We start from the raw sequence: 26,658 nt of genomic DNA, 5'->3' as shown, positions 1-26,658 counted from the left end.
TGATCGTTCCGATCGCGATGGAAGAAAAGCTTCGCTTCGCCATCCGCGAAGGCGGCCGTACCGTCGGCGCTGGCATCGTGGCATCCATCGTCGAGTAATTCGAAGACGGCCACTTCATTCGAGTGGCCGATTCGATGACAATATTATGATGCAAGCGGCTGTAGCCGCTTGCTTATGACATAGAAATGTTGCAAATGGCGCGCGAGCGCGATTTGCGCGCTGCTTCGGATGACGAAGCGGCCAATGAAATTAACAATAAGGTGGGCCGAAAGGCCTAAAGAGTGGATGGGGATGCCGCAGCCGGCGTCCCTCTCGATCTTTGAAACCGGTGGTCCGCCTTAGGAAACAGAACAATCCGTGCCTTTTCGAGAGGCGCGCGAGATAACAAACACAAGGATAACGTCGAATGAACGGCCAAAATATCCGCATTCGCCTGAAGGCGTTCGATCACCGGATTCTCGATGCTTCCACGCGCGAGATCGTGTCGACGGCGAAGCGCACCGGTGCAAGCGTCCGGGGCCCCGTTCCGCTTCCGACTCGTATCGAGAAGTTTACGGTAAACCGGTCCCCGCACATCGACAAGAAGAGCCGCGAGCAGTTCGAGATGCGCACGCATAAGCGCCTCCTCGACATCGTTGACCCGACCCCGCAGACGGTAGACGCGCTGATGAAGCTCGATCTCGCCGCCGGTGTCGATGTTGAGATCAAGCTCTGAGACCTCCGGTCCTCGAGCTGAGTGAGAAGGATTGAACCGATGCGTTCAGGTGTGATTGCACAGAAGGTGGGAATGACCCGCGTCTATAACGACGCCGGCGAGCATGTCCCGGTTACCGTATTGCGTTTGGATGGCTGCCAGGTCGTAGCCCAGCGCACAGTTGAAAAGAATGGCTACACCGCAGTTCAGCTCGGTGCCGGCCAGGCTAAAGTTAAGAACACGACGAAGGCTCTTCGCGGCCATTTCGCCGTTGCAAGCGTAGAGCCGAAGGCCAAGCTCGCAGAATTCCGTGTCACGGAAGACAATCTGCTTGAAGTCGGCACCGAACTCAACGCAGGTCACTTCACGGCGGGTCAGCTCGTCGACGTGACCGGCACGACGATCGGTAAGGGCTTTGCCGGCGCCATCAAGCGCCACGGCTTCGGCGGTCTGCGCGCCACGCACGGTGTGTCGGTTTCGCACCGTTCGCACGGTTCGACCGGTTCGCGCCAGGACCCGGGCAAGGTGTTTAAGAACAAGAAGATGGCTGGTCACATGGGCCAGACGCGCGTTACGACGCAGAACCTTGAAGTGGTATCGACCGACGAAGATCGTGGTCTGATCCTGGTCAAGGGTGCGGTTCCCGGCTCCAAGGGTGCCTGGATCATCGTGCGCGACGCCGTCAAGTCGGCAGCGAAGTAAGGGAGCCAAACCAATGGAATTCAACGTCAAGACCCTTGAGGGCAAAGACGCCGGGAAGGTTTCCCTTTCTGATGCGATTTTCGGCCTCGAGCCGCGTGAAGACATTCTCGCTCGCGTTATTCGCTGGCAGCTTGCCAAGAAGCAGCAGGGCACGCATCAGGCAAAGGGCCGCGCAGACGTAGCGCGCACCGGTGCCAAGATGTACAAGCAGAAGGGTACGGGCCGCGCTCGTCACCATTCGGCTCGCGCTCCGCAGTTTCGCGGCGGTGGTAAGGCTCACGGCCCGGTCGCCCGCAGCCACGAGCATGATCTGCCGAAGAAGGTTCGCGCCCTCGGCCTGCGTCACGCTCTTTCGGCCAAGTTCAAGGCTGAAGACGTGATTGTCATCGACAATCTCGTCGCTACCGAAGCCAAGACCAAGGCACTCGCTGGCGCTTTCGAGACGCTCGGCCTGACGAACGCTCTGTTCATCGGCGGTGCTGAACTCGACAGCAACTTCAAGCTCGCAGCCCAGAACATCCCGAATATCGATGTTCTGCCGGTTCAGGGCATCAACGTTTACGACATCCTGCGCCGCGGCAAGCTCGTGCTGTCCAAGGCTGCAGTTGAAGCTCTAGAGGAGCGATTCAAGTGACGGATCTTCGCCATTACGATGTGATCGTTTCTCCTGCGATCACCGAAAAGTCCACGCTGCTTTCGGACAATAACCAGGTTGTTTTCAACGTTGCTAAGACCGCGACGAAGCCGGAAATCAAGGCTGCCGTCGAAGCGCTCTTCGGCGTCAAGGTTACGGCCGTTAACACTCTGCTGCGCCTCGGCAAGACCAAGCGGTTCAAGGGTCTCGTCGGCAAGCAGAAGGACGTGAAGAAGGCTGTTGTGACGCTCGCCGAAGGCCAGTCGATCGACGTCTCCACCGGTCTCTGAGGAATAAGAAAATGGCATTGAAAACATTCAATCCGACGACCCCGAGCCAGCGTCAGCTGGTCATCGTCGATCGCTCCTCGCTCTACAAGGGCAAGCCGGTCAAGACGCTGACGGAAGGTCTGACCTCCAAGGGCGGCCGTAACAACACCGGCCGCATCACCGTTCGTTTCCAGGGCGGTGGTCACAAGCGCACCTATCGTCTGGTCGACTTCAAGCGTCGCAAGTTCGACGTCGAAGCAACCGTCGAGCGTATCGAATACGATCCGAACCGTACCGCTTACATCGCTCTGGTGAAGTACACGGATGGCGAACTGGCCTACATCCTCGCTCCGCAGCGTCTCGCTTCGGGCGACAAGGTCATCGCTTCGGAAAAGGCAGTGGACGTGAAGCCGGGCAACACCATGCCGCTTCAGTTCATCCCGGTCGGCTCCATCATCCACAACGTGGAAATGAAGCCAGGCAAGGGTGGCCAGATCGCTCGCTCCGCCGGTTCCTACGCTCAGCTCGTTGGTCGTGACCAGGGTATGGCGATCCTTCGCCTGAACTCGGGCGAACAGCGCCTCGTGCACGGCACCTGCCTTGCAACGATTGGTGCGGTTTCGAACCCGGATCACGGCAACATCAACGACGGTAAGGCCGGTCGTTCGCGTTGGCGTGGCAAGAAGCCGCATAACCGCGGCGTTGTCATGAACCCGGTCGACCATCCGCACGGCGGTGGTGAAGGCCGCACCTCCGGTGGTCGCCATCCGGTGACCCCATGGGGCAAGCCGACCAAGGGCAAGCGTACGCGGTCGAATAAGTCGACCGACAAGATGATTATGCGCTCGCGCCATCAGCGCAAGAAGTAAGAGAGGAAGTCTCAAGTGGCTCGTTCAGTATGGAAAGGTCCGTTTGTTGACGGCTATCTTCTCAAGAAGGCTGAGAAGGTGCGTGAAGGCGGACGTAACGAAATAATCAAGATGTGGAGCCGTCGCTCCACCATCATGCCGCAGTTCGTTGGTCTCACCTTCGGCGTCTACAACGGCAGCAAGCACATTCCGGTCAGCGTCAATGAAGACATGGTCGGACACAAGTTCGGCGAGTTCGCCCCGACCCGTACCTATTATGGTCACGGTGCGGACAAGAAGGCGAAGAGGAAGTAACAATGGGCAAGGCAAAAACCGAACGCCGGCTGAAGGACAATGAGGCGCAGGCAGTTGCGCGCACGCTCCGTGTCAGCCCGCAGAAGCTCAACCTGGTCGCGGCTTCGATCCGCGGCAAGAAGGTTGACCGCGCGCTCGCAGAGTTGGAATTCTCGCGTAAGCGTATCGCTGGCGCCGTGAAGAAGACGCTCGAATCTGCGATCGCCAATGCAGAAAACAACCACGATCTCGACGTTGACTCGCTGGTCGTAGCGGAAGCTTACGTCGGCAAGTCGATCGTCATGAAGCGTTTCCACGCTCGTGGCCGCGGCCGTGCATCTCGCATCGAGCGTCCGTTCGCGCACCTGACGATCGTTGTTCGTGAAGTGGAAGCTCAAGAGGAGGCCGCATAATGGGTCAGAAAATCAATCCGATCGGCTTTCGTCTTGGCATCAACCGCACTTGGGATAGCCGCTGGTTCGCGGACAACGCCGAGTACGGCCAGCTCCTCCACGAAGACCTGAAGATGCGCAAGTTCGTCATGAACGAATTGAAGCAGGCTGGTATCTCCAAGGTGGTCATCGAGCGTCCGCACAAGAAGTGCCGCGTCACGATCCACTCGGCTCGTCCGGGCCTGATCATTGGCAAGAAGGGCGCTGATATCGACAAGCTCCGCAAGAAGCTGTCGGACATGACGAATTCCGAAACGCACCTCAACATCGTTGAAGTTCGTAAGCCGGAAATCGACGCGACGCTGGTTGCCCAGTCGATCGCTCAGCAGCTGGAACGCCGTGTTGCTTTCCGCCGCGCCATGAAGCGCGCCGTTCAGTCCGCGATGCGTCTTGGCGCCGAAGGCATCAAGATCACCTGCGCCGGCCGTCTCGGCGGTGCAGAAATCGCTCGTACGGAATGGTACCGCGAAGGCCGCGTGCCGCTGCATACGCTGCGCGCCGACATCGACTACGGTACGGCTGAAGCAGAAACCGCTTTCGGTATCTGCGGCATCAAGGTCTGGATCTTCAAGGGCGAAATCCTTGAGCACGATCCAATGGCCTCCGAACGCCGCGCGCTCGAAGGCGACGCCCAGGGTCCGGCTAGCCGCGATCGCGATAGAGACCGTCGCCGCGACAACGCTTGATAGCGTACGTGGCAGATAAGTTCGGAGAATAAGAAAATGTTGCAGCCAAAGCGTACGAAGTACCGCAAGCAATTCAAGGGCCGCATCAAGGGCGTTGCCAAAGGTGGTTCTGATCTGGCTTTCGGTGAATTCGGCCTGAAGTCGCAGGAGCCTAACCGCGTCAACGCTCGCGAGATCGAAGCGGCTCGCCGCGCGATCACTCGCTACATGAAGCGCGCCGGCCGTGTATGGATCCGCGTGTTCCCGGATGTTCCGGTAACCGCAAAGCCGACCGAAGTCCGTATGGGTAAAGGTAAGGGCTCTGTCGAATACTGGGCATGCAAGGTCAAGCCCGGCCGTATGATGTTCGAGATCGACGGTGTGAGCGAAGAAATCGCTCGTGAGGCTCTGCGCCTCGGCGCTGCCAAGCTCTCGGTCAAGACGCGCTTCGTTCAGCGCATTGCAGAGTAAGGAAGAAGCTCATGAAAGCCGCAGATGTTCGCGCCCTGAGCGCCGACCAACTCAAGGACGAGCTTGCCAAGCTGAAGAAGGAGCAGTTCAACCTGCGCTTTCAGAAGGCGACCGGCCAGCTCGAGAAGTCCTCGCGCATCAACGAAGTCCGCAAGGACATCGCTCGCGTAAAAACCATTGCCCGCCAGAAGGCGGCAGAAGCAAAGGCCTAAAGGAAAAATAACATGCCGAAGCGCATTCTGCAGGGCGTCGTGGTCAGCGACAAGAACGAGAAGACGGTAGTTGTCCGCGTTGAGCGTCGTTTCGCTCACCCGCTGCTCCAGAAGACCGTTCGTCGTTCCAAGAAGTACAAGGCTCACGACGAAAACAATCAGTACAAGACCGGCGACGTCGTTTCCATCGAGGAATGCGCTCCGATCTCCAAGGACAAGACCTGGACGGTCATTTCCGCCCAGTCCAAGTAACAGAATTTCGCTCAGGCCCTTGCGCTTGGGCGAAATATCTGTATGAAGCACGAGCTTGGAAGCAGGACGCTCGAGAACGGGCGTTCTTTTGCTTTATTGATGGCCGGCAGAGACGATCCTAGTGGTCGCAAAGCCAGGCATAATCAGACAAGACACTAGTCCATAAGCCGGGGTAGGGGGTCGATTGGCCCAACCATTCCGGTAACAACAAGAAGGCGACCTGACATGATTCAGATGCAAACAAACCTCGACGTGGCGGATAATTCCGGCGCACGTCGTGTCATGTGCATCAAGGTGCTGGGCGGCTCGAAGCGCAAGTATGCCTCGATCGGCGACGTTATCGTCGTTTCGATCAAGGAAGCTATTCCGCGCGGCCGTGTGAAGAAGGGTGACGTGATGAAGGCGGTCGTCGTTCGTACCGCCAAGGACATCCGTCGTCCGGATGGCAGCGTCATCCGCTTCGATACCAACGCAGCAGTCCTCATCGACAACAAGAAAGAGCCGATCGGCACCCGCATCTTCGGACCGGTTCCGCGCGAACTCCGCGCCAAGAACCACATGAAGATCATCTCGCTGGCTCCAGAAGTACTGTAAGGAGCGGAGCGATGCAGAAGATCCGTAAAGGCGACAAGGTTGTCGTATTGACCGGTAAGGACAAGGGCCGTACCGGCGAAGTCATTCAAGTGCTGCCGAAGGAAGACCGTGCGGTCGTTCGTGGCGTCAACGTCATCAAGCGCCATCAGCGCCAGACGCAGAACCAAGAAGCCGGCATCATCAGCAAGGAAGCCTCGCTTCACCTGTCCAACCTGGCGATCGTCGACAAGGACGGCAAGCCGACCCGCGTCGGTTTCAAGGTTGTAGATGGCAAGAAGGTCCGCGTGGCGAAGACCTCGGGAGAAGTGATCGATGGCTGAGGTAAAGTACGAGCCGCGGCTCAAGAAAGAATACGTTGCTCGCATCCGTGCAGCCATGCAGGAGAAGTTCTCCTACGCTAACGAGATGCAGATCCCGAAGCTGGACAAGATCGTGATCAACATGGGCGTTGGTGAAGCGACGGCTGATTCGAAGAAGCCGACCGTTGCTGCTGCCGACCTGGCGGCCATCGCTGGCCAGAAGCCGGTCATCACCCGCGCACGCAACTCCATCGCTGGCTTCAAGGTCCGCGAAAATATGCCGATCGGCGCGAAGGTTACCCTGCGCGGCGCCCGCATGTATGAGTTCCTGGATCGTCTGGTCAACATCGCGCTTCCGCGCGTTCGCGACTTCCGCGGCCTGAACCCGAAGAGCTTTGACGGTCGTGGCAATTTTGCCATGGGCATCAAGGAGCACATTGTGTTCCCTGAGATCAACTACGATAAGGTTGATCAGATGTGGGGCATGGACATCATCGTTTGCACGACGGCGACGACCGACGACGAAGCACGGGCTCTTCTGACAGAGTTCAACTTCCCGTTCCGTCAATAACCGTAACGACGAGCGTAGAAAAGGAACCCTGATATGGCGAAGACAAGCGCAGTTGAAAAGAACAAGCGCCGCCGCAATACGGTTGCCAACCAGGCCGCGAAGCGGGCTGCTCTCAAGGCAATCATCATGAACCAGTCTCTCTCGATCGAAGACCGGTTCAAGGCCACTCTGAAGCTGGCATCGCTGCCGCGCGATGGATCGAAGACCCGTATTCGCAACCGTTGCGAAGTGTCTGGCCGTCCGCGCGCCTACTACCGCAAACTGCGCATGTCGCGTATCGCGCTGCGTGAACTCGGCAATCTCGGCAAGGTGCCGGGCATCGTCAAGTCCAGCTGGTAAGGAGCAGATTAGATGTCTATGACTGATCCTTTGGGCGATATGCTCACCCGCATCCGCAATGGCGCTTCGCGCCGCAAGTCGTCGGTTTCGACGCCTGCGTCCAAGCTCCGTGCACGCGTTCTCGATGTACTTCAGGCTGAAGGCTACATCCGTGGCTATTCCGTCGTCGATTTCGGCAACGGCAAGTCTGAGCTCAATATCGAACTCAAATATTACGAAGGCGCTTCGGTGATCCGCGAGATCGGCCGTGTGTCTAAGCCGGGCCGCCGGGTTTATGTCTCGGTCAAGTCCATTCCGCAGGTCGCGAACGGCCTCGGCATCACCATCCTTTCGACTCCGAAGGGTGTGATGGCCGATCACCAGGCTCGCGAACAGAATGTTGGTGGCGAGGTTCTCTGCTCGGTCTTCTAAGATCGGACAGAGATATCTCCTTCGAAACAGACAGGTTTGAAAAATGTCTCGTATCGGTAAGAAGCCCGTTCAGGTACCTGCAGGGATCACGGCCACGGTTGATGGCCAAAAAGTGACTGCCAAGGGCCCCAAGGGCGAGCTGTTTTTCGTCGCTAACGACGAAATCGGTCTCAAGCTGGAAAATAATGCAATCGTCGTGACGCCGCTCAACGACTCCAAGGATGCTCGCGCAAAGTGGGGCATGTCCCGCACGATGATCGAGAACATCCTCAAGGGTGTTAAGGACGGCTACGAGCGCAAGCTCGAAATCAACGGCGTCGGCTACCGTGCCTCCATGCAGGGCAAGAACCTGCAGCTTGCGCTCGGCTTCAGCCACGACGTGGTTTATGAGCCGCCGCAGGGTATCTCGATCGCTGTGCCGAAGCCGACGGAAATCGTCGTCACCGGCATCAACAAGCAGCAGGTCGGCCAGGTTGCCGCTGAAATCCGCGAATACCGCGGCCCCGAGCCCTACAAGGGCAAGGGTGTTAAGTATGCCGAAGAGCGGATCATCCGCAAAGAAGGCAAGAAGAAGTAAGGATCACGCGAAATGGCTAGCAGGAAAGAAGCACTTGCGCGTCGCGCCAACCGCGTGCGCCGTCAAATCAAGTCGGTGGCCAATGGCCGTCCGCGCCTGTCGGTTCATCGCTCGTCGAAGAACATCTACGCCCAGGTCATCGATGATGTGGCTGGCAAGACCCTCGCGGCTGCCTCCACCCTCGACAAGGATCTGCGCGGTTCTCTGAAGACCGGTGCCGATACCGCAGCCGCAGCCCTCGTTGGCAAGCTCGTTGCGGAGCGCGCCTCCAAGGCCGGCGTGAAGGAAGTCGTGTTCGATCGCGGCGCTTTCATCTACCACGGCCGTATCAAGGCCTTGGCTGAAGCAGCCCGCGAAGGCGGCTTGACCTTCTAATCAGATTTCCGGCCGGCGATCCCAGGATGCCGGCCGGATATTCACCGGACCGCAGGTTTTCCGCAAGGGAAGGCATGCGGTCCTCGTTTTGTTTGCCGATTGCACCCGGAAAAGAAAAAGGAAGAGGACAATGGCACAGGAAAAGAGGGCTCCGCGGGAAGACCGTCAGAGCCGTGAAGAGCGCGATAGCGAATTCGTCGACAAGCTGGTCGCGATCAACCGCGTCGCCAAGGTTGTCAAGGGTGGCCGTCGCTTCGGCTTCGCCGCTCTCGTCGTCGTTGGCGACCAGAAGGGCCGCGTAGGCTTCGGCCATGGCAAGGCACGCGAAGTGCCGGAAGCCATCCGCAAGGCAACCGAAAGCGCCAAGCGCGACCTGATCTTCGTACCGCTGCGCGACGGCCGTACGCTGCATCACGACGTTCATGGCCGCCATGGCGCCGGCAAGGTTCTGCTGCGCTCGGCCAAGGTCGGTACCGGTATCATCGCCGGCGGCCCGATGCGCGCCGTTTTCGAAACGCTCGGCGTTCATGACGTCGTTGCCAAGTCGACCGGTTCGTCGAACCCGTACAACATGGTTCGCGCCACGTTCGACGCCCTGAAGCACCAGGTTCACCCGAAGGACATCGCAGCTCAGCGCGGCATCAAGTATGCCACCCTGCAGGCTCGCCGCGCCGCTTCGGGCAACGCCTCCGAAGAATAAGGGAGTTTGACCTATGGCCAAGACGACCAAGAAGGCTGAAGCTAAGGCGACCGTTACGGTCGAGCAGATTGGCAGCCCGATCCGCCGTCCGGATGTTCAGCAGAAGACGCTGATCGGTCTCGGACTGAACAAGATGCACCGTCGCCGCACGCTGGAAGATACTCCGGCTGTTCGTGGCATGATCCGTGCTGTCCAGCATCTCGTTCGCGTTGTCGACGAGAAGTGAGCCGGAGGTAATTCGCTATGAAACTGAATGAAATCAAGGATAACGAAGGCTCGACCCACAGCCGCAAGCGCCTCGGCCGCGGCATCGGCTCCGGCTCCGGCAAGACCGGCGGCCGTGGTGTGAAGGGTCAGAAGTCCCGTTCGGGCGTTGCGATCAACGGCTTCGAAGGCGGTCAGATGCCCATCTACCGTCGTCTGCCGAAGCGCGGCTTCAACAACATCTTCGCATCCGACTACGTTGTCGTATCGCTGGCACGCATTCAGGCTGCCGTCGATGCCGGCAAGCTCGATGCCAAGAATACCGTTGATGCAGCTGCCCTCAAGGCTGCCGGCGTCATTCGCCGCGTCAAGGACGGCGTTCGGGTTCTCTCGGACGGCGAACTGAAGGCGAAGCTTGCTCTTGAAGTTGCAGGCGCTTCCAAGTCTGCAGTCGAGAAGATTGAAAAGGCTGGCGGTTCCGTCAAGCTGCTCGTTGCTGCCGCAGAATAATATTATCAATAATCGCCCGAAGTGACTTCACTTCGGGCGATTTTGCTCCCATATGTGAGCCTCACGAATCTGATCGATGCGGCAAGTGTCTTTCCGATCGATAACGGGAACCAAGGGTGAGGCGCCCGATTGCAGCGCAATCCGTCCGAAGCCCGGCTTTTGAACAATTTACAGACTGATTCCGGACTCGGCCGACTATGCCGGAATTGGTGATGCGGAGATTTGCATGGCTTCTGCAGCGGAACAATTGGCGTCCAACCTCAATTTTTCGACCTTTGCCAAAGCCGAGGATCTCAAGAAGCGCCTATGGTTTACGCTCGGTGCTCTCCTCGTCTACCGGCTCGGCACCCACATTCCGCTTCCTGGCCTCAATCCTGCTGCTTATGCCCAGGCTTTCCAGAATCAGTCGGGCGGCATTCTTGGCCTCTTCAACATGTTCTCGGGCGGCGCCGTGCAGCGCATGGCGATCTTCGCGCTCGGCATCATGCCGTATATCTCGGCCTCGATCATCGTTCAGCTGATGACCTCCGTCGTCCCGTCGCTTGAAAACCTGAAGAAGGAAGGCGAGCAGGGCCGCAAGATCATCAACCAGTACACCCGCTACGGCACGGTGCTGCTCGGCGCATTGCAGGCCTACGGCATTGCGATCGGCCTTGAGCACGGCAATGGCGTCGTCGTCGATCCCGGCTGGTTCTTCCGCATTTCCACCGTCATCACGCTGCTCGGCGGCACCATGTTCCTGATGTGGCTTGGCGAGCAGGTGACGTCGCGCGGCATCGGCAACGGCATCTCGCTGATCATCTTCGCCGGCATCGCTGCAGGTCTTCCGACCGCTCTTGCTGGTACTCTTGAACTTGGCCGTACCGGTGCGCTTTCCACGCCGCTCATTCTCGCCGTGCTGATCGTCGCCATTCTGGTCATCGCGCTTATCGTCTTCGTCGAGCGCGCCCAGCGTCGCCTTCTGATCCAGTATCCGAAGCGCCAGGTCGGCACGCGCATGTTCCAGGGCGATACGTCGCACCTGCCGCTGAAGCTCAACACTTCGGGCGTCATCCCGGCGATCTTCGCGTCGTCGCTGCTGCTGCTGCCGGCAACCGTCGCAGGCCTCGGTAACAACACGGCGCTCCCGACCTGGGTGACCTCGATCGTTGCGGCACTCGGCCACGGCCAGCCGGTCTACATGGTGCTTTACGGTGCCCTGATTGCCTTCTTCGCCTTCTTCTACACGGCTCTCGTCTTCAATCCGAAGGACACGGCCGACAATCTGAAGAAGCACGGCGGCTTTATTCCGGGCATCCGTCCGGGTGAGCGCACTGCCGAATATATCGATTACGTGCTGACCCGCATCACGGTCATCGGCGCGATCTATCTTGTCTTCGTCTGCATCCTGCCAGAAATTCTCGTATCCCAGACAGGTATTCCCTTGTCTCTGGGTGGCACTTCGCTTCTGATCGTGGTTAGCGTAACGCTGGATACGGTGGCGCAGATTCAGGGTCACCTGATCGCACAGCAATATGAAGGCCTGATCAAGAAATCGAAGTTGCGTGGAGGAAAGAGGGGGCGATGAGACTCATACTTTTAGGGCCGCCGGGAGCAGGTAAGGGGACCCAGGCCCAGCGCATTGTGGAAAAGCATGGCATTCCGCAGCTTTCCACAGGCGACATGCTGCGCGCGGCCGTCCAGGCAGGCACGGAAGTCGGCAAGCGCGCCAAGGCTGTTATGGACGCCGGCAAGCTTGTTTCGGATGAGATCGTCAACGCGATCGTTTCCGAGCGTATTGATCAGCCGGATTGCGCCCGGGGTTTCATCCTCGACGGTTTCCCGCGCACACTGGTTCAGGCGGATGCAACGGAAAAGATGCTCAATGCGAAGGGGCTCGAGCTCTCCGTCGTTATCGAGCTCAAGGTGGATGACGCCGAACTGATTCGCCGCGTCTCCGGCCGCTATTCCTGCTCGAACTGCGGCAGCGTCTATCACGATACGGACAAGCTTCCGGCAACGGCAGGCGTTTGCGACAAATGCGGTTCGACACATTTCAAGCGCCGTCCGGACGACAATGCCGAAACCATGGCGACTCGTCTTCAGGTCTATTACAAGGAGACCTCGCCGCTGATCGGTTACTACTATGCAAAGGGAAAGTTGCAGAGCATCGACGGCATGGCCGATATCGAGCATGTGACCGACAGCATAGAGGCTATCCTGGCTAAGCTTTAGATAGCCTAAAATAAACTTGCCGGAGCGGTTGCTTTTTTGCGCTGATTCCGCTAAACACCGCGCCAACTCGCGACATGCTATGCGATCGGCGCGGATTTCCAACGGGAAGTCCGGGTACGGTCGTTTTGACATGTGGCGGACGCACATTGAACAAGCAGCTCCCGGGCTGCATAACAAGACCTTTGCCAAGGCAAAAGGAATGCAAGGAGAACAGGCGTGGCTCGTATCGCTGGCGTCAACATCCCGACTGCAAAGCGCGTAGTTATTGCGCTTCGTTACATTCACGGGATCGGACCGAAGTTTGCTCAGGAAATCTGCGAGAAGGTCGGTATTCCGGCCGAGCGTCGCGTCAACCAGTTGACGGATGCCGAAGTTCTGCAGATCCGCGAAACCATCGACCGTGACTATCAGGTCGAAGGTGATCTGCGTCGCGAAACCGCGATGAACATCAAGCGTCTCATGGACCTTGGTTCTTACCGTGGTCTGCGTCATCGCCGCGGCCTGCCGGTTCGCGGCCAGCGCACGCACACCAATGCCCGCACCCGCAAGGGTCCGGCAAAGGCGATCGCCGGTAAGAAGAAGTAATTTCCGGGCAACCGGATTTGGGAGGCTGGCGGTCCGCCGGCCTCTTTTGAGTTTGAAGCGGTGCTCCGTGGGCGCCGCTTCGGTGTAGCCGCTGGCATTACGGCGGTGCAGAGATCCAAGAAAGGACTAACATGGCCAAGGAAGCCGTACGCGTTCGTCGTCGCGAGCGTAAGAATATCACGTCGGGCGTCGCACACGTCAACTCGACCTTCAACAACACGATGATCACCATCACCGACGCACAGGGCAACGCCATTGCCTGGTCGTCCGCTGGTGCCAAGGGCTTCAAGGGTTCGCGCAAGTCGACCCCGTTCGCTGCCCAGATCGCTGCCGAAGACTGCGCCAAGAAGGCTCAGGAACACGGCATGAAGTCGCTGGAAGTTGAAGTTTGCGGTCCGGGCTCCGGCCGTGAATCCGCTCTGCGCGCCCTCCAGGCTGCTGGTTTCATGATCACGTCCATCCGCGACGTGACCCCGATCCCGCACAATGGTTGCCGCCCGCGCAAGAAGCGCCGCGTCTGATCATCGCCACTCACGACACCGGCCGGGGTAGATGCGCCCGGCTTGGTGTTACTCAAGCTCGGTTGCCACGATTGGATGGTGGCAACGAACGGAAGGCAAAAACATGATTCAGAAAAACTGGCAGGAACTGATCAAGCCCAACAAGGTCGAGTTCACCTCGAGCGGCCGTACCAAGGCAACGCTCGTGGCCGAACCGCTGGAGCGTGGCTTCGGTCTCACCCTCGGCAACGCGCTGCGCCGCGTTCTGCTGTCTTCTCTGCGCGGCGCCGCTGTGACGGCCGTGCAGATCGACGGCGTACTGCATGAGTTCTCCTCTATTCCGGGTGTCCGGGAAGACGTGACGGACATCGTGCTGAACATCAAGGAAATCGCCATCAAGATGGACGGCGATGACAGCAAGCGCATGGTCGTCCGCAAGCAGGGCCCAGGCGTAGTAACGGCTGGCGACATCCAGACGGTCGGCGATATCGAAATCCTCAACCCCGAGCATGTCATCTGCACGCTCGACGAGGGCGCCGAAATCCGCATGGAATTCACCGTCAATAACGGTAAGGGCTATGTGCCTGCCGAGCGCAATCGTGCGGAAGATGCTCCAATCGGCCTCATCCCGGTCGACAGCCTCTATTCGCCGGTCAAGAAGGTGTCCTACAAGGTTGAAAATACCCGCGAAGGACAGGTTCTCGACTACGACAAGCTGAGCATGTCGATCGAAACCGACGGTTCGATCAGCGGTGAAGATGCAGTCGCTTTCGCGGCCCGCATTCTTCAGGATCAGCTTGGCGTGTTCGTCAACTTCGACGAGCCGCAGAAGGAAACCGAAGAGGAAGCAGTTACCGAACTCGCTTTCAACCCGGCGCTCCTCAAGAAGGTGGACGAACTCGAACTGTCCGTTCGTTCGGCAAATTGCCTGAAGAACGACAACATCGTCTACATCGGCGACCTCATTCAGAAGACCGAAGCAGAAATGCTCCGCACGCCGAATTTTGGTCGCAAGTCGCTGAACGAAATCAAGGAAGTTCTCGCTTCCATGGGCCTGCACCTCGGCATGGAAGTGCCGGCATGGCCGCCCGAGAACATCGAAGATCTCGCCAAGCGCTACGAAGACCAATACTAACGTTTCAAACGGCAGGCGAACGATGCCTGTAAGTGAAGGAGAATAGCAATGCGCCACGGTAAAGCCGGCCGCAAGCTGAATAGAACCGCTAGCCACCGCAAGGCGATGTTCGCCAACATGGCGGCTTCGCTCATCACCCATGAGCAGATCGTCACCACGCTTCCGAAGGCGAAGGAAATTCGCCCGATCGTCGAGAAGCTGGTAACGCTCGGCAAGCGCGGCGACCTGCACGCTCGTCGTCAGGCCATCTCGCAGATCCGCGACGCTGCTGTCGTCTCGAAGCTGTTCGACGCGATCGCAACCCGCTACGCCACCCGCAACGGCGGCTACCTGCGCATCATGAAGGCTGGCTTCCGCCAGGGCGACAATGCCGCTCTCGCAGTCGTCGAGTTCGTCGATCGCGACGTCAACGCCAAGGGCGCAGCCGACAAGGCTCGCGTTGCCGCTGAAGAAGAAGCCGCAGCCGCTTAAGGCTGAGCTTTGGATTAAATATTGAAGGCCGGATGAGCGATCATCCGGCCTTTTGTCGTTTGTGCTGTGGGCGGGGTCTTTCAATCTCCCTGAATGCTTTGGAGTATCGCAAGCAGCCTTGCTGAGTCGCAGTCGACTCGGGCTCATCAGGGACAGGGAGCGTCGTGGGATATGCAGCGAAAATTGACGCGCGGGAGACTGCTGCTGTTCGTGGCGCTGCTGATGACGATCGCCAGCGGTCTTGCGTTGCGGGGCTATGGCTATGCGATCAATCTGCCCTTTGCGGTCGTCAAATATGGCGGCTCATTATTGTGGGGAGCGATGGTCTATTGGGTCCTGGCGGCAATCTTCGTGTCACAGCGGCGTTTCAGGATTGCCGTGGCGGCGCTGCTCATCGCCGTCGCCGCAGAGCTTTTCAGGCTTTGGCACACGCCTGATCTCGATGCTTTTCGATTGACCGTCGCCGGAGCCCTGTTGCTCGGAAGAGTGTTCTCGCTCTGGAATATCCTGGCCTATGCCGCCGGCATCGCGCTGGCGCTGGCGCTCGATTGCGTCTTGTGCGGAACGAGGCGTTCGGCTTGATGTTATTACCCAGCCTCTATCTCGGCGACCTCGATCGTCGCTGAGTGATTCACTAGGCCATCGGTCGCTTGCGATCCCGGCCGGTTACCGCTGCCCCTCCGATATTCGCATGGCTGCATTTCGCATTTCATATAGCGCTTTTAGTCATAATAATTTGAATCCTAATTAGTTTAGTGCTAATAGGTTCTCATGAACTCGTCAAACACCCTGCAACGCCTATTCACCGCCAATCTGCTCACCACCGGCCGCCAATGGCGCCGGGCTGTCGATCTCGCACTGAGTTCCCATGGTATATCCGAGGCGGTGGCCGCACCGCTGCTTTGGATCGGCCGCTTGGGGGGAGGCGTGAGGCAGGTGGTGCTCGCCACCTATGTCGGCATCGAAGGCCCGTCTCTGGTTCGGCTGATCGATCAGCTCGAAAGCATGGATCTTGTCATCCGCAAGGATGATCCGACGGATCGGCGTGCGAAAGGCCTGTGGCTGACGCCCGAGGGCGAAAAGCTCGCGTCCCGTATGGAAGACGTGCTTGATGAGTTGCGTGGCAAGATCCTGGCCAATGTCGACCCTGCCGATATCGAAGCTGCGGTTCGCGTCCTGAAGGCTTTCGAGGAGTTTGAGGCATCCAAGGCCGTCGAACCGGAGCCGGAGAAGGTCTCATGAGCATTCCATCCTGGCGCGAGTGGTTGTTTTCCGTCAAAGCCTTCATTGCTGCGATCATGGCGCTGTTCATCGCCTTGTCGCTCGATCTGCCGCGTCCCTATTGGGCGATGGCGGCTGTTTATGTGGTCGCCAATCCTCTTGCCGGCGCAACCAGCTCCAAGGGGCTTTACCGCGCGCTCGGCACGCTGATCGGTGCCACCGCATCGGTGATCCTCATCCCGCTCTTCGTCAACGCGCCGGAACTGCTTTCGATCGTTGTCGCGCTGTGGACCGGCACCTTGCTGTTCATCTCTATGCTCGACCGCACCTCGCGCAGCTATGTCTTCATGCTGGCCGGCTATACGTTGCCGCTGATCGCGCTGCCGACCGTCGGCTCGCCCGAAACCATTTTCGATGTGGCGCTTGCCCGCTCCGAGGAAATCATCATTGGCATCGTCTGCGCGAGCGTGGTTAGCGCCGTCGTCTTTCCGAGCAGCGTCGGTACCGTTCTCGGCCAGCGCATAGGTTCCTGGCTGGACGACGCCGGCACCTGGGCGGATGAGATCCTGCGCGGCGAGGGCGCCTCGCCTGCAACTCCCCTTAAGCGACAGAAGCTCGCCGCCGACGTTTCCGGCCTGGATCTGGTCATCAGCCAGTTGCGCTATGATGCCGGCAGCCGCGACATCGTCCGGCATTCGCGCGAGTTGCGCGGCCGCCTCCTGATGCTGCTGCCGCTCTTCTCCTCACTTGCCGATCGCCTGCATGCCTTGAAGGCCGGTGGCAAGCCACTACCGCAGGAGCTGGTCGTTGTTTTGAACGAGGTGGCCGATTGGCTGGGGCAGGGTGGTCGCGGCAAGGCCGATGAGACCGCCGAGACCTTGTCGAAGAAGATCGAGGAGTTGCAAGAGAACGACCTCGATATCGGTTGGGACGATCTCGTTCGGTCGAGCGCTCTCGCTCGCCTCAAGGAAATTGTCGACTTGTGGCAGGACTGCCTGACGCTCCGTGCCCAGATCGTCTCGGGACGGCAGGTCGGCACCTGGCGCCCCGCCTTCCGTTACCGCAATGTCGTCGGCCGCAGCAGGCACTATGATTACGCCTTGCTTGCCTTCTCGGCCGGTAGCGTCATCGCCGGAATTGCCGTCGCCTGCTTCTTCTGGATCTATTCCGGCTGGGCGGATGGCGCCGGCTTCATCGCCATGGTGGCCGTTGCCTGCTCGTTTTTCGCCGCGCTCGATCGTCCCGCACCCTTCATCACCACCATGTTCATCTGGACTGCGGTGAGCCTGGTCATTGCCTGCGTCTATATCTTCGGCGTGTTGCCGTCGATTTCCGGCTTCGAGATGCTGGTGCTGGTCTTTGCGCCGCCCTTCCTGGTGATGGGGCTGCTGATTACCCGCCCGCAAACCAACATGCTCGGCATGCTGCTGGCGGTGAACGGCGCAAGTTTCATCGCGCTGCAGGATCGGTACACCGCCGATTTCGCCAGCTTCACCAACAGTGCGATCGCCGCTCTGGCCGGTGTTGGCTTCGCCTTGGTCTGGACTTTGCTTACACGCCCATTTGGTTCGGAGCTTGCCGCCTGGCGGTTGGTCCGGGCCGGCTGGAGAGATCTGGCCGAAACTGCCGCCGGTATCCGCCGCGCCGATCATGAACGCCTCTCAGGCCGCATCCTTGATCGCCTGGGCCAGCTCGTGCCCCGCCTTGCAGGCATCGAAGACCGCGAACTGAAAAAGGTCGATGGTTATGCAGATGTCCGTCTCGGCTTCAACGTGCTGATGCTTCAAAAAGAGCGTGGCCAACTGAAACCGGCTGCCGCTGCCTCGGTCAGCGAAGTGCTGATCGGCGTGTCGGATTTCTATCGTTCGCGGCTGAAGGCAAAACGGGCCGTGGATCCGGCCGACGAACTGCGCGTGTCGATCGACCATAGCCTCGAAGCCGTCGCGCAGGAAAAGCGAGATTCCGCTAGGGCGAGCCTCGACGCACTTGTCGGTCTTCGCCGCGCACTATTTCCGCATGCCGAACCCCCGGCGAGCTGGCGGCCGCCCGTATCGGATACAGCCCAACCTCATTCCATTGCCGCCGAGTAATATCATGCCCGCAGAATTCGATCTTTATGGCGTCTATATCCCGCGCCTTCTCGTCCTCATGCTCCTGACGCTGTTTGCCGTCATCATCCTTCGACGCCTGCTCGCATGGATCGGAGTCTACACTCTGGTCTGGCATCGCGGTCTTTTCGATCTCGCGCTTTACGTCCTGCTGCTCGGCGCCGTCTCCTCAGTCTCCCGTTGGTACTTCACATGAATACGTTCAAACTCATCGGCCGTGTGGCCGTCACACTCATTTTCGTTATTGCCGCCGTCTATGTCGGCCGTCACCTCTGGGGCCATTACATGGATGAACCGTGGACGCGCGATGCGCGCCTCAGGGCTGATGTCGTCGGCATCGCGCCTGACGTCTCCGGCCTGGTGAGCGAGGTCCTCGTCAAGGACAACCAGACCGTCAAGAAGGGTGATATCCTCTTCCGCGTCGATCGCGATCGTTTCGCCATCGCTCTCGAACAGGCGGATGCAGCCCTTGCCAGCAGCAAGGCGGCTCTCGAACAGGCTCAGCGCGAAAGCGCACGGCAGGCGCGCCTTGGGGATGCCGCCTCCCTGCAGCAGAAGGAGCAGGCGCTGACCACCGTGCAGCAGGATGAAGCGGCTGTTCGTCAAGCGACTGCCAATCGGGAGCTCGCCCAGCTCAATCTCGACCGCTCCGAAGTTCGCGCCACCGTCAACGGCACGATCTCGAACCTCAGCCTGCGTCCGGGCGACTATGTTTCCGCCGGGACCGCCAAGGTGGCGCTGATCGACAGCGATTCCCTGCGTGTCGAAGGCTATTTCGAGGAAACCAAGCTGCCGCGTATCCAGATCGGCGATGAGGTCTATATCCACCTGATGGGCCAGGCCGAGAAGCTGACCGGCCATGTCGAGAGCATCGCCTATGGCATCGAGGACCGCGAGCGAACCTCCGGCAGCCTGCTTGCCAACATCACTCCGACCTTCAGCTGGGTGCGACTGGCGCAGCGCGTGCCGGTGCGCATCGCGCTCGACAAGGTTCCCGATGGCACGAAGCTGATCGCCGGCCTGACGGCAACCGTCGAGGTGCAGGAGCAGGGCCAGGCAAAAATCGCCAGCGCTGCGGAATGATTTTCGCTTAAAGGCAGGGCGGCCGCCTTCAGGCCGCTCTGGAACTCGATGCGGCAGCCGGCTTACGCGCCGCTCGGCGTCTTTCCATCATGATCGGCCGGTAGGATCTGTAGAGGATCATCGCGATCAACAGGCCGATATAGATGAACTGCTCCACTGAAAGTACCTTGGTTGACAGCGCAAAGTGCAGAGCACCGCAGGCAGCGATGATATAGACGAGGCGATGCAGCCAGATCCATTTCTTGCCGAGGCGCTTGATCGAGAAATTGTTCGAGGTCACGGCCAAGGCCAGCAGCATGACGAGCCCCGCCATGCCGAACATGATGAAGGGCCGCTTCAGCACGTCGTCGATGACAGTCTGCACGTCCAGTGCCTGGTCGAGGACCATATAGACCGTCAGGTGCATCAGCGCGTAGTAGAAACAGAGCAGACCGAGCGCGCGGCGGTAGCGCAGATAATTCCAGCCGAAGAGATCGCGAAGCGGCGTCACCGCAAGCGTCAGCAGCAGGAAGCGGATCGCCCACAGGCCCAGGAAGAGCTCGAAGGTTTTCACCGCATCGGCACCAAGCTGGTCGGTCGCGCCGAGATAGAATTCCCATGCGGCCGGCAAAAGCCCGACAAAATAGAGCGCCCAGACGGAGGCAGGCTGCCAGCGCTTGGGTAGGGCGAAGGAGAGGGCCATCAGAAATTCACCCTGAGGTCCATGCCGCTATAGAGGCTGGCGACCTGATCGGCATAGCCGTTGAAGGGTAGGGTAGGATGGCGGTTGGAGCCGAAGAAGCCGCCTTCGCCGATGCGCCGTTCGGTTGCCTGGCTCCAGCGCGGATGATCGACGGCCGGATTGACGTTGGCATAGAAGCCGTATTCCTGGCTGTTCGTCGCCTGCCAGGTATTCACCGGCTGCTTGTCGGTGAGCGTGATGCGGACGATCGACTTGATGCCCTTGAAGCCATATTTCCACGGCACGACGAGCCGGATCGGCGCGCCGTTCTGGTTCGGCAGGGTTTCACCATAAAGGCCGACGGCAAGCAGCGTCAGCGGATTGCGCGCCTCATCCAGGCGCAGGCCCTCGACATAGGGCCAGTTCAGCGATTGCAGCAGGCCCGACTGCCCTGGCATTTCTTCCGGCCGCACCACGGTCTCGAAGGCAACATATTTGGCGCTGCCCTGCGGCTCCACCTTGTCGAGCAGGGCAGAGAGCTGGAAACCATCCCATGGAATGACCATCGACCAGGCTTCGACGCAGCGCATGCGATAGACCCGCTCTTCGGGCGGAAACTCCTTGATCAGCGCATCGACATCGAACGTGCCGGGCTTGTTGACCATGCCGTCGACCTTGATTGTCCAGGGACGTGGCTTGAACTTGCCCGACAGGCTGGCCGGATCAGCCTTGTCGAGGCCGAATTCGTAGAAATTATTGTAGGTGGTGACGTCCTTGATCGGCGTCAGCTTCTCATTGACCGTATAATTGCTCTTGGTCGCCGTCAGCGCCTCGGCCAGCGCCGCCTTGCCTCCGATAGCCGCCATGCCGACGCCGGCCGCTGCGGCCGTCAGGAACTCGCGACGCTTCAGATAGACCGAGCGGGGCGTGATCTCGGAGGATGTGATTTTCGGTGGGCGGAAGGAGGCCATGGAGCAATTCCTCTATGCGGTAACAGCTTCGATATGAGCGATACGCAACGGACACAGGTTTTGTTACACTCTTAGGCAGGCATTTCTTTGGAAGTGAAAGCAACTTTTTGTGTGCGCTTGCGATCGGGCCGTTTCGTTCCCAACTTTGGTCGAGCGACTTGTTTGGCCGGACGCAGCCCCTTGCCCGGCAGCGTACCGGATTCGCTTGAGTTGATAGTGACAGTTCGGCACGATTGGATTAGGACAATTCCAAAAAGCGGAGTTGCCGGCGCCCCTTTGGCCTGAAACCTTTGGCCTATGCCCGACGCCGCACAAATTCCAGGATGACGAGGAAGACACCATGCCAGCTTATCGTTCCAGAACAACCACCCACGGCCGCAACATGGCCGGTGCGCGCGGCCTTTGGCGCGCGACGGGTATGAAGGACAGCGATTTCGGCAAGCCTATTATTGCGGTGGTCAACTCCTTCACCCAGTTCGTGCCCGGTCACGTTCACCTCAAGGATCTCGGCCAGCTCGTCGCCCGCGAAATCGAGGCGGCCGGCGGTGTTGCCAAGGAATTCAACACCATCGCCGTCGACGACGGTATCGCCATGGGCCATGATGGCATGCTCTATTCGCTGCCGTCGCGCGAGCTGATCGCCGACAGCGTCGAATACATGGTCAACGCCCATTGCGCCGACGCCATGGTCTGCATCTCCAACTGCGACAAGATCACCCCCGGCATGCTGATGGCCTCGCTGCGCCTGAACATCCCGACGGTCTTCGTGTCCGGCGGCCCGATGGAAGCCGGCAAGGTCGTTCTGCATGGCAAGAAGGTCGCGCTTGACCTCGTCGACGCCATGGTCGCCGCGGCCGACGACAAGATCAGCGATGAAGACGTCCAGGTCATCGAGCGCTCCGCCTGTCCGACCTGCGGCTCGTGCTCGGGCATGTTCACCGCCAATTCGATGAACTGCCTGACCGAGGCGCTCGGCCTGTCGCTGCCGGGCAACGGCTCAACGCTCGCCACCCATTCCGACCGCAAGCGCCTCTTCGTTGAGGCCGGCCATCTGATCGTCGATCTCGCCCGCCGTTATTACGAGCAGGACGATGCATCCATCCTGCCACGTTCCGTCGCCTCCAAGCAGGCCTTCGAGAACGCCATGGCGCTCGATATCGCCATGGGCGGCTCAACCAACACGGTTCTGCACATTCTTGCCGCCGCGCATGAAGGTGAAGTCGATTTCACCATGGCCGACATCGACGCGTTGTCGCGCCGCGTGCCGTGCCTGTCCAAGGTTGCGCCCGCCAAGAGCGACGTTCACATGGAGGATGTGCACCGCGCCGGCGGCATCATGTCGATCCTCGGCGAGCTCGATAAGGGCGGCCTTATCAACCGCGATTGCCCGACGGTTCATGCCGAAACGCTCGGCGACGCCATCGACCGTTGGGACATCACCCGCACCAACAGCGAAAGCGTACGCGAATTCTTCCGCGCGGCTCCGGGCGGCGTTCCGACGCAGGTCGCCTTCAGCCAGAGCTCCCGCTGGGATGAACTCGATACCGACCGCGAGAAGGGCGTCATTCGCTCCGTCGAGCATCCCTTCTCCAAGGATGGCGGTCTGGCTGTCCTCAAGGGCAATCTCGCGCTCGATGGCTGCATCGTGAAGACCGCCGGCGTCGATGAATCGATCCTGAAATTCTCCGGCCCCGCTAGGGTCTTCGAAAGCCAGGATGCATCCGTCAAGGCCATCCTCAGCAACGAGATCAAGGCCGGCGACGTCGTCGTCATCCGCTACGAAGGCCCGAAGGGCGGCCCCGGCATGCAGGAAATGCTCTATCCGACGAGCTACCTGAAGTCGAAGGGCCTCGGCAAGGCCTGCGCGCTCATCACCGACGGCCGCTTCTCCGGCGGCACCTCGGGCCTGTCGATCGGGCACGTATCGCCCGAAGCGGCCAATGGCGGCACGATCGGCTTAGTGCGCGAAGGCGACATGATCGATATCGACATCCCGAACCGCACCATCAGCCTGCGCGTCGACGACAATGAGCTTGCCGCTCGCCGCGAAGCCCAGAGCGCCAAGGGCTGGCATCCGGCCGAAGTGCGTAAGCGCAATGTGACCACGGCGCTCAAGGCCTATGCCGCCTTCGCCACGAGCGCGGACCGCGGTGCTGTTCGCGATCTGGGTGGAAAGTAACCAAGCCCCTTCGCCCTGCGCAGCGGGGAGAAGGTGGACTCGAACGGTCGAGCATAGCTCGACCGCGAGAGGACGGATGAGGGGCTTCTCGAATTCCATCGCGATGGTACAGCTTGGCTGTTCCTGCGGTAGCCCCTCACCCTAACCCTCTCCCCGCAGACGGGGAGAGGGTACTTATTCGGCGAAAGCCGTAAAGCCATTCAAACCAAGCTCTTACAGCGGCCGATTGATCTGCTTGTAGGCGTCATTCAGCTCTTTCTGACGTTCCTGATACGAAGAGGTCAGGCACGCCACATCCGCTCCGCAAGCCTGCCGCTTCTTCAGCCATTCGGTCTGCTGGTCCTGCATCGTGCCACGCGCACCCATGGCAAGCAGCCCCGAAAGCAGATCGAAGGTCGTCACCATTCTCACGTCGGCATCGTTGAGAGCCCTCACATCGCAGATCGTCTTCTCGTCCGGCTTCAGGTTCTGCGCCTCGCAATCGAAGCTGGCGGCGTGTGAGGCACCGGCCATTCCCAGCGAGACGAGGAAAGTGGCAGCGGCAAGATGATTCAATCGCATGTCTGGTTCCCTTTTGACGATTTCCAACGCGAAATGCATGACAGCATGTTTTTGTTCATCGAGCCTGTTTTTTATCGTCGCCAACTTCCATTTATGCTTCATGGTTCCGCCCTCTTTTCTTTCTAGCGTCGGGCGCTACAACGTTGTTTAAAGAGAATTAAAAAGGGAAATTTCCATGCATGTCCTTCTGAAGCGCACTGCCGTTTCGATGATTGCCCTCGTCATGGCGATGCCGCTTTCCGCTGAGGCTCAAACGGCAAAGACGCTGCCGCAAAACCAGACGCAGATGCAGCTTTCCTTCGCTCCGCTGGTCAAGCAGACCTCCGGCGCCGTGGTGAATGTCTATGCCGAGCGTGTGGTGCAGCGTCAGTCGCCGTTTGCCGGCGATCCCTTCTTCGAGCAGTTTTTCGGCCAGCGCATGCCGAATCGCACCGAGAAGCAATCGTCGCTGGGTTCCGGCGTGATCGTGGAGGCGAATGGCACTGTCATCACCAACAACCACGTCGTCGACGGCGCTGACGACATCAAGATCGCGCTTTCGGACGGCCGCGAATTTCCCTGCAAGGTCGTTCTGAAAGACGATCGCGTCGATCTCGCCGTCTTGAAGATCCAGTCGAAGAACGAGACTTTCCCGGTTCTGCCGCTCGGCAATTCCGATGGCATCGAAGTGGGCGATCTCGTGCTTGCGATCGGCAATCCCTTCGGCGTGGGCCAGACGGTCACGAGCGGTATCGTCTCGGCGCTTGCCCGCAACCAGGTCAAGAACGAGGTTGGTTTCTTCATTCAGACCGATGCCTCGATCAACCCTGGCAATTCCGGCGGCGCGCTCGTCAACATGACCGGCGAGCTGATCGGGCTGAATACGGCGATCTTCTCCCAGGGCGGCGGTTCCAACGGTATCGGCTTTGCCATCCCCGCCAATCTGGTCAAGGTCTTCCTTGCCGCTGCCGATCGCGGCGACAAGGCGTTCGAGCGCCCCTATATCGGCGCGACTTTCGAGCCGGTGACATCGGACGTCGCCGAAGCGCTCGGCCTCGACAAGGTGCGCGGTGCGTTGGTAACGAAGGTGGTCGACGGTGGCCCTGCTGCCAAGGCCGGCCTCAAGCCCGGCGAAGTGATCACAGCCCTGAACAATATCTCGATCGAGCATCCCGATGCGCTCGGCTATCGCCTGACGACGGCCGGTCTCGGCGCGACGGTGGCATTGACGGTGCTGGATAACGGCAAGGAGCATCAGGCCACGATGACGCTGGCCGCCGCACCCGAATCCACACCGCGCGACGAGCGGGTGATCGAGGGCAACAATCCCTTCTCCGGCGCGACCGTTGCCAATCTCTCGCCGCGCGTTGCCGATGATCTGCATATGCCTCCGGATTCCACGGGCGTCGTCATTGAGAGCCTGAAGCAGAACTCCCCGGCCGACCGGCTTGGATTTGCCGCGCGTGATATCGTCATTTCCATCAATGGCGTTGCGATCAACACCACGGAAATCCTTCAGAAGGCCGTCACCTCCAACCCAAGCTTCTGGCGCGTCGAGATCGAGCGTGACGGCCAGCGTATCCGGCAGTTCTTCCGATGAGTGATGACCTGTTTGCACCACGGATACCCGAGGAGGTCGCCAACAAGCGGCCTCTCGCCGATCGTCTGCGGCCGCAAACATTGGCTGAAGTCACGGGCCAGGAACATCTGACCGGCGAGGATGGTGTATTGCGCCGGATGATCGAGGCGGGTTCGCTGGGATCGATGATCTTTTGGGGGCCGCCAGGCACCGGCAAGACGACCGTTGCAAGGCTACTTTCGGGCGAGGCGGGCCTCGCCTTCGAGCAGATTTCGGCGATCTTTTCCGGCGTCGCCGATCTCAAGAAGGTGTTCGAGGCGGCGCGGTTGCGCCGCATGGATGGCCGCCAGACCCTGCTGTTCGTCGACGAAATCCATCGCTTCAATCGCGCCCAGCAGGACAGTTTCCTGCCTGTGATGGAAGACGGCACCGTCATTCTCGTTGGCGCGACCACCGAAAATCCATCCTTCGAACTCAACGCCGCTCTTTTATCCCGCGCCCGTGTCCTGACGTTCCGCTCGCATGACGAGGAAAGCCTGGAAGAACTGCTGCGCCGCGCCGAAACGATCGAAGGCAAGCCGCTGCCGTTGACGGAAGATGCCCGCGCCAGCCTGATCCGGATGGCCGATGGCGATGGCCGCTCTGTGCTGACGCTGGCCGAAGAAGTCTGGCGCGCCGCGCGCAAGGACGAGCTTTTCGATCCCGATATGCTGGTCAAGATCGTCCAGCGCCGGGCTCCGGTCTATGACAAGGCGCAGGATGGGCACTACAATCTGATTTCCGCCTTGCATAAGTCGGTCCGCGGTTCCGACCCAGACGCCGCGCTTTATTATCTCGCCCGCATGTTCGATGCCGGCGAGGATCCGCTCTATCTCGGGCGCCGGCTGGTACGCATGGCGGTGGAGGATATCGGCCTTGCCGATCCGCAGGCCCTGGTCATCTGCAATGCTGCCAAGGACGCTTACGATTATCTCGGGTCGCCTGAGGGTGAATTGGCGCTAGCGCAGGCCTGCGTCTATCTTGCCACCGCCCCGAAATCCAATGCCGTCTACACGGCCTTCAAGGCGGCGACCCAGGCCGCCAAGCAGAATGGCTCGCTGCTGCCGCCGAAACACATCCTGAACGCGCCCACGAAGCTGATGCGCACGGAAGGTTATGGCGATGGCTATCGCTACGACCACGATGAGCCGGATGCTTTTTCAGGACAGAATTACTTTCCTGAGAAGATGGGTCGCCAGACCTTCTATGATCCGCCCGAGCGCGGCTTCGAGCGCGAAATTCGCAAGAGGCTGGACTGGTGGTCGAAGCTGCGCAAGGAGCGTGGCGAGCGCTAGTCCA

General features: G+C 59.7%; 39 protein-coding genes. 36 read left to right on the top strand and 3 right to left on the bottom strand.

The annotated features are described in order from the left end of the window. The 33 genes from PH562_RS10020 to PH562_RS09860 form a co-directional block, all read left to right on the top strand. The coding region (locus tag PH562_RS10020) for an EF-Tu C-terminal domain-related protein (protein WP_131614796.1) at positions 1–98 on the top strand (98 nt) is incomplete at its 5' end. Between the two features lie 308 nt (positions 99–406). After that, the gene (gene rpsJ / locus PH562_RS10015; protein ID WP_003547547.1) at positions 407–715 is read left to right on the top strand and encodes a 30S ribosomal protein S10; all 309 of its coding nucleotides are present in this window, start codon (positions 407–409) and stop codon (positions 713–715) included. A 39-nt stretch (positions 716–754) separates the two neighbouring features. Next, entirely contained in the window at positions 755–1,396 is a 642-nt protein-coding gene (gene rplC, locus PH562_RS10010) for a 50S ribosomal protein L3 (protein ID WP_015339598.1), read from the top strand. A 13-nt stretch (positions 1,397–1,409) separates the two neighbouring features. Continuing rightward, the gene (rplD, locus tag PH562_RS10005; protein ID WP_112507501.1) at positions 1,410–2,030 is read left to right on the top strand and encodes a 50S ribosomal protein L4; all 621 of its coding nucleotides are present in this window, start codon (positions 1,410–1,412) and stop codon (positions 2,028–2,030) included. Then, a complete protein-coding gene (locus PH562_RS10000) occupies positions 2,027–2,320 on the top strand; it encodes a 50S ribosomal protein L23 (protein WP_015339600.1) in 294 nt (97 codons plus the stop codon). Before rplD ends, PH562_RS10000 begins: the two co-directional genes overlap by 4 nt. 11 nt (positions 2,321–2,331) lie before the next feature. Beyond that, positions 2,332–3,168, top strand: a complete 837-nt coding sequence (rplB, locus tag PH562_RS09995; protein ID WP_113233694.1) for a 50S ribosomal protein L2 — start codon at positions 2,332–2,334, stop codon at positions 3,166–3,168. 15 nt (positions 3,169–3,183) lie between these two features. Then, entirely contained in the window at positions 3,184–3,462 is a 279-nt protein-coding gene (gene rpsS / locus PH562_RS09990) for a 30S ribosomal protein S19 (RefSeq protein WP_015339602.1), read from the top strand. Positions 3,463–3,464: 2 nt separating this feature from the next. Further along, positions 3,465–3,854, top strand: coding sequence for a 50S ribosomal protein L22 (gene rplV / locus PH562_RS09985; RefSeq protein ID WP_015339603.1), 390 nt, complete (start codon positions 3,465–3,467; stop codon positions 3,852–3,854). Next, complete coding sequence (gene rpsC / locus PH562_RS09980; protein WP_004118393.1) at positions 3,854–4,579, top strand: 30S ribosomal protein S3; 726 nt, start codon at positions 3,854–3,856, stop codon at positions 4,577–4,579. The genes rplV and rpsC overlap by 1 nt, the downstream gene beginning before the upstream one ends. A gap of 36 nt (positions 4,580–4,615) precedes the next feature. Then, entirely contained in the window at positions 4,616–5,029 is a 414-nt protein-coding gene (gene rplP, locus PH562_RS09975) for a 50S ribosomal protein L16 (protein WP_004118395.1), read from the top strand. An 11-nt stretch (positions 5,030–5,040) separates the two neighbouring features. Further along, a complete protein-coding gene (rpmC, locus tag PH562_RS09970) occupies positions 5,041–5,241 on the top strand; it encodes a 50S ribosomal protein L29 (protein WP_007690763.1) in 201 nt (66 codons plus the stop codon). A 12-nt stretch (positions 5,242–5,253) separates the two neighbouring features. After that, positions 5,254–5,493 carry a 30S ribosomal protein S17 gene (gene rpsQ / locus PH562_RS09965; RefSeq protein ID WP_015339604.1) on the top strand — a complete coding sequence of 80 codons (240 nt, stop codon included), beginning with the start codon at positions 5,254–5,256 and terminating at the stop codon, positions 5,491–5,493. A gap of 225 nt (positions 5,494–5,718) precedes the next feature. Then, complete coding sequence (rplN, locus tag PH562_RS09960; protein ID WP_003573790.1) at positions 5,719–6,087, top strand: 50S ribosomal protein L14; 369 nt, start codon at positions 5,719–5,721, stop codon at positions 6,085–6,087. Positions 6,088–6,098: 11 nt separating this feature from the next. Continuing rightward, positions 6,099–6,407: a 50S ribosomal protein L24 gene (gene rplX, locus PH562_RS09955; RefSeq protein WP_015339605.1), complete on the top strand. Its 309-nt coding sequence runs from the start codon at positions 6,099–6,101 to the stop codon at positions 6,405–6,407. After that, complete coding sequence (gene rplE / locus PH562_RS09950) at positions 6,400–6,957, top strand: 50S ribosomal protein L5 (protein ID WP_015339606.1); 558 nt, start codon at positions 6,400–6,402, stop codon at positions 6,955–6,957. Before rplX ends, rplE begins: the two co-directional genes overlap by 8 nt. 33 nt (positions 6,958–6,990) lie before the next feature. Further along, positions 6,991–7,296: a 30S ribosomal protein S14 gene (gene rpsN / locus PH562_RS09945; protein WP_004118406.1), complete on the top strand. Its 306-nt coding sequence runs from the start codon at positions 6,991–6,993 to the stop codon at positions 7,294–7,296. A 12-nt stretch (positions 7,297–7,308) separates the two neighbouring features. Continuing rightward, complete coding sequence (gene rpsH / locus PH562_RS09940; protein ID WP_015339607.1) at positions 7,309–7,707, top strand: 30S ribosomal protein S8; 399 nt, start codon at positions 7,309–7,311, stop codon at positions 7,705–7,707. A gap of 43 nt (positions 7,708–7,750) precedes the next feature. Continuing rightward, on the top strand, positions 7,751–8,284 hold the full coding sequence (gene rplF / locus PH562_RS09935; protein ID WP_015339608.1) for a 50S ribosomal protein L6: 534 nt from the start codon (positions 7,751–7,753) through the stop codon (positions 8,282–8,284). 12 nt (positions 8,285–8,296) lie between these two features. Further along, on the top strand, positions 8,297–8,659 hold the full coding sequence (gene rplR / locus PH562_RS09930) for a 50S ribosomal protein L18 (protein WP_004118412.1): 363 nt from the start codon (positions 8,297–8,299) through the stop codon (positions 8,657–8,659). Positions 8,660–8,789: 130 nt separating this feature from the next. After that, positions 8,790–9,359, top strand: a complete 570-nt coding sequence (rpsE, locus tag PH562_RS09925; RefSeq protein ID WP_092715848.1) for a 30S ribosomal protein S5 — start codon at positions 8,790–8,792, stop codon at positions 9,357–9,359. Positions 9,360–9,372: 13 nt separating this feature from the next. Beyond that, the gene (gene rpmD, locus PH562_RS09920; RefSeq protein WP_007690786.1) at positions 9,373–9,585 is read left to right on the top strand and encodes a 50S ribosomal protein L30; all 213 of its coding nucleotides are present in this window, start codon (positions 9,373–9,375) and stop codon (positions 9,583–9,585) included. Positions 9,586–9,602: 17 nt separating this feature from the next. Then, a complete protein-coding gene (gene rplO, locus PH562_RS09915; protein WP_285172827.1) occupies positions 9,603–10,073 on the top strand; it encodes a 50S ribosomal protein L15 in 471 nt (156 codons plus the stop codon). Positions 10,074–10,299: 226 nt separating this feature from the next. Continuing rightward, positions 10,300–11,640: a preprotein translocase subunit SecY gene (secY, locus tag PH562_RS09910; RefSeq protein ID WP_015339610.1), complete on the top strand. Its 1,341-nt coding sequence runs from the start codon at positions 10,300–10,302 to the stop codon at positions 11,638–11,640. Next, positions 11,637–12,287, top strand: a complete 651-nt coding sequence (locus PH562_RS09905; RefSeq protein ID WP_113233695.1) for an adenylate kinase — start codon at positions 11,637–11,639, stop codon at positions 12,285–12,287. Before secY ends, PH562_RS09905 begins: the two co-directional genes overlap by 4 nt. Before the next feature lie 216 nt (positions 12,288–12,503). After that, complete coding sequence (rpsM, locus tag PH562_RS09900; RefSeq protein ID WP_004118424.1) at positions 12,504–12,872, top strand: 30S ribosomal protein S13; 369 nt, start codon at positions 12,504–12,506, stop codon at positions 12,870–12,872. Positions 12,873–13,003: 131 nt separating this feature from the next. Beyond that, positions 13,004–13,393 carry a 30S ribosomal protein S11 gene (gene rpsK, locus PH562_RS09895; RefSeq protein ID WP_004118426.1) on the top strand — a complete coding sequence of 130 codons (390 nt, stop codon included), beginning with the start codon at positions 13,004–13,006 and terminating at the stop codon, positions 13,391–13,393. Between the two features lie 103 nt (positions 13,394–13,496). Next, positions 13,497–14,507 (top strand): DNA-directed RNA polymerase subunit alpha, encoded by a 1,011-nt coding sequence (locus tag PH562_RS09890; RefSeq protein WP_037152076.1) that lies wholly within the window; start codon positions 13,497–13,499, stop codon positions 14,505–14,507. Positions 14,508–14,555: 48 nt separating this feature from the next. Further along, positions 14,556–14,978 (top strand): 50S ribosomal protein L17, encoded by a 423-nt coding sequence (gene rplQ, locus PH562_RS09885; protein ID WP_015339614.1) that lies wholly within the window; start codon positions 14,556–14,558, stop codon positions 14,976–14,978. A 171-nt stretch (positions 14,979–15,149) separates the two neighbouring features. Then, a complete protein-coding gene (locus tag PH562_RS09880; RefSeq protein ID WP_285172826.1) occupies positions 15,150–15,560 on the top strand; it encodes a ribosomal maturation YjgA family protein in 411 nt (136 codons plus the stop codon). Positions 15,561–15,749: 189 nt separating this feature from the next. Next, positions 15,750–16,220 carry a MarR family winged helix-turn-helix transcriptional regulator gene (locus PH562_RS09875; protein WP_113233696.1) on the top strand — a complete coding sequence of 157 codons (471 nt, stop codon included), beginning with the start codon at positions 15,750–15,752 and terminating at the stop codon, positions 16,218–16,220. Then, on the top strand, positions 16,217–18,289 hold the full coding sequence (locus PH562_RS09870) for an FUSC family protein (RefSeq protein ID WP_285172825.1): 2,073 nt from the start codon (positions 16,217–16,219) through the stop codon (positions 18,287–18,289). Before PH562_RS09875 ends, PH562_RS09870 begins: the two co-directional genes overlap by 4 nt. A 4-nt stretch (positions 18,290–18,293) precedes the next feature. Continuing rightward, positions 18,294–18,503, top strand: coding sequence for a DUF1656 domain-containing protein (locus PH562_RS09865; RefSeq protein WP_285172824.1), 210 nt, complete (start codon positions 18,294–18,296; stop codon positions 18,501–18,503). After that, positions 18,500–19,390 (top strand): efflux RND transporter periplasmic adaptor subunit, encoded by an 891-nt coding sequence (locus PH562_RS09860; RefSeq protein ID WP_285172823.1) that lies wholly within the window; start codon positions 18,500–18,502, stop codon positions 19,388–19,390. Before PH562_RS09865 ends, PH562_RS09860 begins: the two co-directional genes overlap by 4 nt. Before the next feature lie 28 nt (positions 19,391–19,418). Here PH562_RS09860 and msrQ read toward each other — a convergent pair whose 3' ends face one another. Then, positions 19,419–20,075 (bottom strand): protein-methionine-sulfoxide reductase heme-binding subunit MsrQ, encoded by a 657-nt coding sequence (msrQ, locus tag PH562_RS09855; protein ID WP_285172836.1) that lies wholly within the window; start codon positions 20,073–20,075, stop codon positions 19,419–19,421. Then, positions 20,072–21,022, bottom strand: a complete 951-nt coding sequence (msrP, locus tag PH562_RS09850) for a protein-methionine-sulfoxide reductase catalytic subunit MsrP (RefSeq protein WP_113233700.1) — start codon at positions 21,020–21,022, stop codon at positions 20,072–20,074. Before msrP ends, msrQ begins: the two co-directional genes overlap by 4 nt. Positions 21,023–21,362: 340 nt before the next feature. On the opposite strand from msrP, the gene ilvD reads away from it, so the two are divergent. Then, the gene (gene ilvD / locus PH562_RS09845; protein WP_285172822.1) at positions 21,363–23,201 is read left to right on the top strand and encodes a dihydroxy-acid dehydratase; all 1,839 of its coding nucleotides are present in this window, start codon (positions 21,363–21,365) and stop codon (positions 23,199–23,201) included. A gap of 213 nt (positions 23,202–23,414) precedes the next feature. Here the strand turns inward: ilvD and PH562_RS09840 are convergent, their stop codons facing one another. Continuing rightward, positions 23,415–23,762: a lysozyme inhibitor LprI family protein gene (locus tag PH562_RS09840; protein WP_285172821.1), complete on the bottom strand. Its 348-nt coding sequence runs from the start codon at positions 23,760–23,762 to the stop codon at positions 23,415–23,417. A 175-nt stretch (positions 23,763–23,937) separates the two neighbouring features. On the opposite strand from PH562_RS09840, the gene PH562_RS09835 reads away from it, so the two are divergent. After that, positions 23,938–25,341 (top strand): DegQ family serine endoprotease, encoded by a 1,404-nt coding sequence (locus PH562_RS09835; protein WP_285172820.1) that lies wholly within the window; start codon positions 23,938–23,940, stop codon positions 25,339–25,341. Continuing rightward, a complete protein-coding gene (locus PH562_RS09830) occupies positions 25,338–26,654 on the top strand; it encodes a replication-associated recombination protein A (RefSeq protein ID WP_285172819.1) in 1,317 nt (438 codons plus the stop codon). The genes PH562_RS09835 and PH562_RS09830 overlap by 4 nt, the downstream gene beginning before the upstream one ends. The last annotated feature ends 4 nt before the right edge of the window (positions 26,655–26,658 follow it).

It is taken from the genome of Rhizobium centroccidentale (assembly GCF_030182565.1).
In the GTDB taxonomy this organism is placed as follows: Bacteria; Pseudomonadota; Alphaproteobacteria; order Rhizobiales; family Rhizobiaceae; genus Rhizobium.
The sequence above is the reverse complement of the archived record's forward strand: the minus strand, read 5'-3'. Positions and strand labels throughout refer to the sequence as shown.